The 6,959-nt window shown below is 59.0% G+C and carries 6 protein-coding genes; 4 read left to right on the top strand and 2 right to left on the bottom strand.

Features of this window, described 5'->3' with window-relative positions; translation table 11 throughout:
• Positions 1–214 precede the first annotated feature (214 nt).
• A complete protein-coding gene (locus tag ACIQ36_RS17055; protein ID WP_395831522.1) occupies positions 215–1,723 on the bottom strand; it encodes a PAS domain-containing protein in 1,509 nt (502 codons plus the stop codon).
• Positions 1,724–2,201: 478 nt separating this feature from the next.
• Positions 2,202–3,581 (bottom strand): D-alanyl-D-alanine carboxypeptidase family protein, encoded by a 1,380-nt coding sequence (locus ACIQ36_RS17050; RefSeq protein ID WP_395831520.1) that lies wholly within the window; start codon positions 3,579–3,581, stop codon positions 2,202–2,204.
• 422 nt (positions 3,582–4,003) lie between these two features.
• Between ACIQ36_RS17050 and ACIQ36_RS17045 the strand changes: the two genes are divergently transcribed.
• From ACIQ36_RS17045 to ACIQ36_RS17030, 4 genes are all read left to right on the top strand, one after another.
• Entirely contained in the window at positions 4,004–4,732 is a 729-nt protein-coding gene (locus ACIQ36_RS17045; protein WP_395831518.1) for a phasin family protein, read from the top strand.
• A 117-nt stretch (positions 4,733–4,849) separates the two neighbouring features.
• The gene (locus ACIQ36_RS17040; protein ID WP_395831516.1) at positions 4,850–5,263 is read left to right on the top strand and encodes a MerR family DNA-binding transcriptional regulator; all 414 of its coding nucleotides are present in this window, start codon (positions 4,850–4,852) and stop codon (positions 5,261–5,263) included.
• Positions 5,264–5,336: 73 nt separating this feature from the next.
• Positions 5,337–5,795, top strand: coding sequence for a PaaI family thioesterase (locus tag ACIQ36_RS17035; protein ID WP_395831514.1), 459 nt, complete (start codon positions 5,337–5,339; stop codon positions 5,793–5,795).
• 12 nt (positions 5,796–5,807) lie between these two features.
• Positions 5,808–6,959, top strand: a 1,152-nt coding sequence (locus ACIQ36_RS17030; protein WP_395831512.1) for an isovaleryl-CoA dehydrogenase, incomplete at its 3' end; no start/stop codon positions are given.

The following is a 6,959-nucleotide window of genomic DNA, read 5'->3' as shown; positions in this document are numbered from 1 at the left end:
GGGTTGGATTGGCCTCGGGCCAAAACCGCGATCGGTTCTTATTGCAGACCTACCGGCGCGATTTAGGCGGTGGGCGCTTCGTTCTGCTGAAGGAGGCGGCGGCCCCGATCATGGTGAAAGGGCGTCCTTGGGGGGGGGTGCGGTTCGGTTATAAGGCGCAAAATGCCCGCTAGAGCCGCTCCCCTAGGGAGGGCGACTTAGCGGATCAAGAGGTTTAGAGTTCGGCGTAGAGACGTTGTGTTGCGGCGGAAAGAGTTTTGGCAGCCTCAACGGCGACGAGAATATCGTGAATACCGATCTCGATACCATGCATTCCGTCTTCGATATTGCAGACCGCGCCAGCAGTTCCTTGCATATTCGACGAAATTTCGCGCGTTACCTGGGTTTGCTGCTCAATCGCCCCGGCAACGCCGGTAACGCTTCCTTGAACCTCTTGCATTGCCGAGCGGATTTGCACAAGGGCGGCGGCAACATTCGTTGAGATATTCTGCACCCCAACAATCTCTTGGGAGATATTCTGGGTTGCGTCCGCGACCTGCTTTGCGAGTGTTTTTACCTCGCTTGCGACTACGGCAAAGCCGCGTCCGGCGTCGCCCGCGCGCGCCGATTCGATGGTGGCGTTCAAGGCTAAGAGGTTGATGTTCGACGCAATATGTTGAATGAACTCGATGACGCTGGACATAGACCCGGCGGCGGTGCTGAGGCGGGCGGCATTGCCTTCAGCAAGGATGATTTGATCCAGCGCCGAATCAGCCGATTCTTTAGAATGGAAGACGTTGCTCGAGACTTCCGAAATCGAGTGGGTCATTTCTTCGGCGCTGGCGGCCACGGTCTGCACGCTGGCTGATGTTTGCGTGGTGGCACCGGCAACATTCGTTGTTTGCAGTTGGATACCCCCGACGGTGGAAACAATGCACGCTAGGTTTGCGTCGATATCAGCGCTGCTTTTTTCGGCGTCTTGGCGGCGCTGGACTTGCCGGGTGATATCGGTTGCATATTTCACTACTTTAAACGGTCGTCCCCGCGGGTCCAAAATGGGGTTATAGGAAGCCTGAATCCAAACTTTTTTCCCGCCTTTACCAAGGCGGCAATATTCATCGGCGTGAAATTGGCCGTTCTGCAGCTTGGACCAGAACACGCGATACTCGGCCGAGCGGGCGTATTCAGGTTCCACGAAAATCCGATGGTGCTGCCCGCGAATTTCGTTCAGTTGGTAGCCGATTGTCGTCAGAAAATTATCGTTCGCATCCAAAATCGTGCCATCAAGCGCGAACTCGATCACAGCTTGAGCTTTGCCGATTGCTGCGATCTGCCCGTGATAGTCAGCCAAACGAAGTTTCTGCTGAGAGATATCGGTGGCGAATTTAATGACTTTTACAGGCTGGCCGTGCCGATCCAGAATGGGGTTATAGGTGGCTTGGATCCATATCTCCCCCCCACCTTTCCCAAGCCGCATATACTCGGCGGACTGGAATTTCCCCGCGCGCAGGTTGCTCCAGAACTGTGCGTAAGCGGGGCTTGAGGCCTCATCCTTATCGACAAACATCCGATGGTTCTGCCCCCGAACCTCGTCGAGCGCATAGCCCATAAGCGTTAAGAAATTACTATTCGCGGTCAGGATAGATCCATCCAACGCAAACTCGATGACCGCCAGCGACCGGTTCAACGCGGTCACGTTGGCACTATCTTCCCCGAAATGAAGAATATTATTTAGGTTGATCATGATGCTGCTACCCCCCTCGCACAATTTCTGATTGTGACGTTCGGTGCGTCATAAGATTAACGCTAGGCAGCGCGGACTTAACGAAGCGTAAACGAAAGAAGGTATTTTAATAAAATAACAAATTTCGGAAATTCGTGTCGATTGAGACCAATTTGGGAGCCTTTAGGTCAGGAAGGGGACCATATTAAATTTCTAATAAGCGCAGTAACGCTGAGTTTATCGGCTCGATAAATGGGGGGTGCGTTCAGGACCGCACGCAGGATTGCGTTATATTTTAAAGCCTTAAAGAAATAATAGGTATTTTTTTAGGAGTTTTATTTTTTGCAACCCTGAGAGATATATCAGCAAAACTGAAGTTGCGACATAATGACGCAGGTTCACAAAAATGCCATATATTGATCCCGAGCACGGGGGCGCACCCAAAAAAAAGCCAGGGAAAACTCCCTGGCCTCGCGCCTTCCTAAGGGAATGCGGTGGATTAGCTTGCCGGAACCGCCACGCAGGCATTCTTTTGCCGGGTGAGGGACTGGCAGGCGTCGCGGGCTTCTTTTTCGGTGAGGCCAGCGATGCGGGCGCGGTAGACGCGGGCACCCTTGGCGTCTTTGCCTTCGGCGATAGCAATCGTTCCGTGGCCGAGGGCGGCCTTCGCCCCGGCAGTGGCCGCCTGGGCCGCCTTCTGCGCATTGGCCCCCGTGGCAAACGCGCCGACCTGAACCGCCCAGCCGCCAGATTGCGGCTTGCTCTGCGGTTTCAGCGACACTGGCTGGGCTGTTGCTTGTTTCGGCACCGGTTGCCCGCGCGGCGTGTCGATCGCCGTCTGCGTCAGAACCGGTGCAGCGGCGCGTCCCAAGGTTGCTGAAACCGGCGTGATTGTGGCCCCATTGTTGGCGCGGGCGGGCAGGCGCGTGCTCATAGTGGCGTTCACGGGAACCGCTCCCTGCTTCGGCCCATCGGCCGCGACGATCAAGTTACGTTGGGGGGCCTCATTGTCGCGCATGGCCACAAGGGTGCCCGCGAACCCGGCGTCCATGAGTTTTGCCATCAGTTGATCGCGCTGCCCGGGGCTGGTGCCGCCGAAGACCGCGCCGACCAGTCGCCGCCCGTCGCGCTTGGCGGAAGCGACCAGATTAAAGCCGGAGGCGCGAATAAAGCCGGTCTTAATCCCGTCCATCCCATCGTACACATTCATCAGCCGGTTATGGTTCGGGTGAACCCGGCCTTGGTAGACGAAGTTCTTCGTGGAGAACAGCGGGTAGAAATCCGGAAAATCGCGAATAAGGGCGCGGCCCAGCACGGCCATATCGCGCGCGGTGGTGATCTGCGCGTCGTTGGGCAAGCCGGAGGCATTGGCGAATAAAGTGCTGCTCATGCCAAGGCGGCGCGCGCGCTGGGTCATCTGCCGGGCGAAGGCGGGTTCGGACCCGGCCATATTTTCGGCGAGCGTGGCGGCAGCGTCGTTGGCCGATTTCGTCACGAGCCCCATGACGGCATCGCGCACGAGAATCGTCGAACCGGGGCGCAGGCCAAGCTTGGTCGGCGCTTGATCGGCGGCGAATTGGCTGACCAGCAGCTTTTGATCCATCGACAGGCGACCCTGCTGAATGGCTTCGAAGGCCATAAACAGCGTCATCATCTTGGTCAGCGACGCCGGGTGGCGCGGCTCATCGGCATTGTGGGCGTAGAGCGTTGCGCCCGAGCTATAATCCATAATCAGCGAGGCGCTGCGGTCCGGCGCGGCAAGCGCCGTTCCTGCCGTCAGAATCAGCGCGCCAAAGAGGGCGATTTTTGGCAAACTATTGGCCAAAGCGCGGAATGCCGGCCGAAACTTGCCTCGTTGGGTCACTTGGGTTTGAGCCATGGATCACTTCCGCGCTTGGGTCTTATGGTGCCCGGACTGTAGCAAGCACATGAGCTTCTGTCTATAACCAATTGACTTCATTGATTCTCTCTCGACATACGCTGTCTTACCGCTTTGTTTGCGGCTTGTTCCTTTTTCGTTTTTTGTGCTGCGGTGCGGTATTTTTTCGTTTCAAGTGCGAACGAACCTGAGTGGAGCGTCAGGTGAATACGCTTGAAGGCGGCAGGAACGCTCGCATTTTTCTTTGTGTGCACCGCACAAAACATCTTGACGGAGCGCTTAAGAATAAGGCAATGTCGCCTCAATGGTGCGATGCAGCAGCCGGGCGGGAAAGGTCGTGTGACCGTTTCGGCCTACCCTTTTGGGGCGCTGCGGTATCCGCCTTCCCGACGGACCAGGATCGAACCTGAAGGACTGGCACGATGACGACACCCCGCAAGCCTGCGGCTTCTTCCCGCCGCCCCACGGCACACCCCGCGCCCAAGGCGACACCGACGGTTTCCCCGTCCGTGACCCCGGTTGCTGTGGAACCCGTGGCGGTCGCGCCCGAACCCGCCGCCCCGGCCCCCGTGGTCGTGGTTGCCGAGCCTGCGGTAGCGTCGCCGGTTATTCCTGAGGCGGTTGCCCCTGCGCCTGAACCCGAGGTGGCCCCCGCGATCACCTCCGACCCATTCCCCAAATTCAAACAAGGACACAGCATCATGGCCACTGCCGAACAAACCTTCGCTTCCGCCAAAGAACAATTCGAAAAATTCAGCAAGGGCTTCATGAGCAGCTTCGGCAACGGTTTCGGTAGCAGCTTCGGCGGCTTTGGCGATTTCGCATCGGTCGGCCGTGAAAACGTGGAAGCCTTCGTGAAGGCCTCGACGATTTTCGTTAAGGGCACGGAAGAAATCACCAAGTCGGTGGCCGCTCTCACCCAGTCGCAAGTGGAAGCCTCGCTGGCCACCACGAAGGCGCTGATGGGCGTCACCAACTTCAAGCAGGCCATCGAACTGCAAAACGAAGCCGCCAAGACCAGCTTCGATAAGCTCATGTCCGAAGGCAATAAGATCACCGAACTGTCGATGAAGGTCGCCAACGAAGCCATCGAGCCGATCCAGGCCCGCGTGACCTTGGCCGTCGAAAAGATCATGAAGCCCGCTGCCTAAGCGCTTCACGCTCTAAGAGAACCCGGCTGGGCCTTCCAGCCGGGTTTTTTTATGTCAAAAGCGCCCTTCCGCGCTTGCCTAACTTTACGCCACGGGAAACTTCGGTATGCTGCCCCCATGAGCAGCAGCTATTCCATCGCGCAACTGACCGCCGAGTTCGAAATCACCCCCCGGGCCATTCGATTCTATGAGGATCGCGGCCTGATAACCCCGCGCCGCAATGGCAACCGTAGGGTCTATTCCCCGCGCGACCGGGTGCGCCTCAAACTTATCCTGCGCGGCAAGCGGCTGGGCCTATCGCTCGACGAAATCCGCGAAATCATCGACATGTATGATAACGAGACCGACGCCGGGGAAGCCCAGCGCGCGCAGCTCGATCTGCTGCTCGATAAAATCCGCAAACGCCGCCAAACCCTGATGGCGCAAAAGCAGGATATCGATGTGCTGCTCGATTTCATGGACCGGGTGGAGGCCGATTGCACGGAGGCCTTGATTGCGCTCGGCGATGGTGGCAAGCTCTCTATAAAGTGACGCGCGCGTAAAGTTTTGGCGGACCAAACCGCCGAACAAAGCTGAAAAGCCGCCGCGTCTTCCGGGGAAGGGAATGACAGTGGCGGAAAGTTTTGCGCTCACGACCGAAAGCGATGCGGCGGCCCTGGCCTATCTAAACGAGGTGCTGGCCCGCCAAAGCTTCACCCAATCGATGGGGGTGAGCATCCTCTGGGCCAAACGCGGCGAATGCGCCCTCGTGCTGCCCGCCCGGCCCGACCTATGCCAGCAAGACGGTTTCTTCCACGGCGGCGCGGTGTCGGCCTTTGTCGATGTCTCGGGCGGCTATGCTGCTTGGTCGGTGGCCGAACCGGGCCATAATGTGCTGACCGTCGAATATAAAACCAATTTCCTCAAGCCCGCCGTCGGCTCCCGCCTCATCGGCCACGGCAAGGTGAAACGCGCCGGGCGCAGCCTGACCGTCACCGAGGTCGATATTTACGGCGAGCGCGACGGGGCCTTGAGCCTCTGCGCCTGCGCCCTGCAAACCCTCATGAACCTTCCGCCCCAATAAGCGAGCCCGACCATGCCGAATGATTTTCCGTCGCTGAATTTCGCCCTTGGGGAAGAGTTGGATATGCTGCGCGATAGCGTGCGCAGCTTCGCGGCTGACCGCATCGCCCCCATCGCCGCCGAAACCGACCAGAAGAACGAGTTTCCCAACCATCTGTGGCGGGAAATGGGTGCTCTCGGCATTCTCGGCGTCACCGTGCCCGAAGAGTACGGCGGCGCGGGCATGGGCTATCTGGCGCATGCGATTGCGATGGAAGAAGTCAGCCGCGCCTCGGCCTCTATCGGCCTCTCCTACGGCGCGCACTCGAACCTCTGTGTCAATCAGCTCAAGCTAAACGGCACCGACGCGCAAAAGCGCCGCTACTTACCGAAGCTGATTTCCGGCGAGCACGTCGGCGCGCTCGCTATGTCCGAACCCGGCGCGGGCTCCGACGTCGTCTCCATGCGCCTGCGCGCCGATAAAAAGGGCGACCGCTATGTGCTGAACGGCACTAAAATGTGGATCACCAACGGGCCGGACGCCGACACGCTCGTCGTCTACGCTAAAACCGATCCCGACGCCGGGCCGCGCGGCATGACCGCCTTCATCGTGGAAAAAACCTTCAAAGGCTTCCGAACCGCCCAAAAGCTCGACAAGCTCGGCATGCGCGGCTCCAATACCTGCGAACTCGTCTTTGAAGACTGCGAAGTCCAGGAAGAAAACGTGCTCAACGCCGTCGGGCGCGGCGTGAACGTGCTGATGAGCGGCCTCGATTTCGAGCGCGTCGTGCTCGCCGCCGGTCCCATCGGCATTATGCAAGCCTGCCTCGACGTAGTGATCCCCTACCTGCACGACCGCCACCAGTTCGGCCAGCCCATCGGCGAATTCCAACTGATGCAAGGCAAGCTCGCCGATATGTACGTGACCCTCAACGCCAGCCGCGCCTACGTCTACGCCGTGGCCGCCGCCTGCGACCGGGGCACCGTAACCCGCAAAGACGCCGCCGGCTGCATCCTCTACGCCGCCGAAAAGGCCACCTGGATGGCGCTCGAAGCCATCCAATGCCTCGGCGGCAACGGCTACATCAACGAGTACCCCACGGGCCGATTGCTCCGCGACGCGAAACTGTATGAAATCGGCGCAGGCACGAGCGAGATTCGCCGCTGGCTGATCGGGCGGGAACTG

It is taken from the genome of Elstera sp., assembly GCF_044372965.1.
Lineage (GTDB): Bacteria > Pseudomonadota > Alphaproteobacteria > Elsterales > Elsteraceae > Elstera.
This window is presented reverse-complemented; position numbering and strand designations above follow the sequence as displayed.

Coding starts and splice junctions, on each gene's coding strand:
- ACIQ36_RS17055 (WP_395831522.1), bottom strand. CDS start 1,723: ATGATCAACCTAAATAATATTCTTCATTTCGGGGAAGATAGTGCCAAC.
- ACIQ36_RS17040 (WP_395831516.1), top strand. CDS start 4,850: ATGAGCAGCAGCTATTCCATCGCGCAACTGACCGCCGAGTTCGAAATC.
- ACIQ36_RS17050 (WP_395831520.1), bottom strand. CDS start 3,581: ATGGCTCAAACCCAAGTGACCCAACGAGGCAAGTTTCGGCCGGCATTC.
- ACIQ36_RS17045 (WP_395831518.1), top strand. CDS start 4,004: ATGACGACACCCCGCAAGCCTGCGGCTTCTTCCCGCCGCCCCACGGCA.
- ACIQ36_RS17035 (WP_395831514.1), top strand. CDS start 5,337: ATGACAGTGGCGGAAAGTTTTGCGCTCACGACCGAAAGCGATGCGGCG.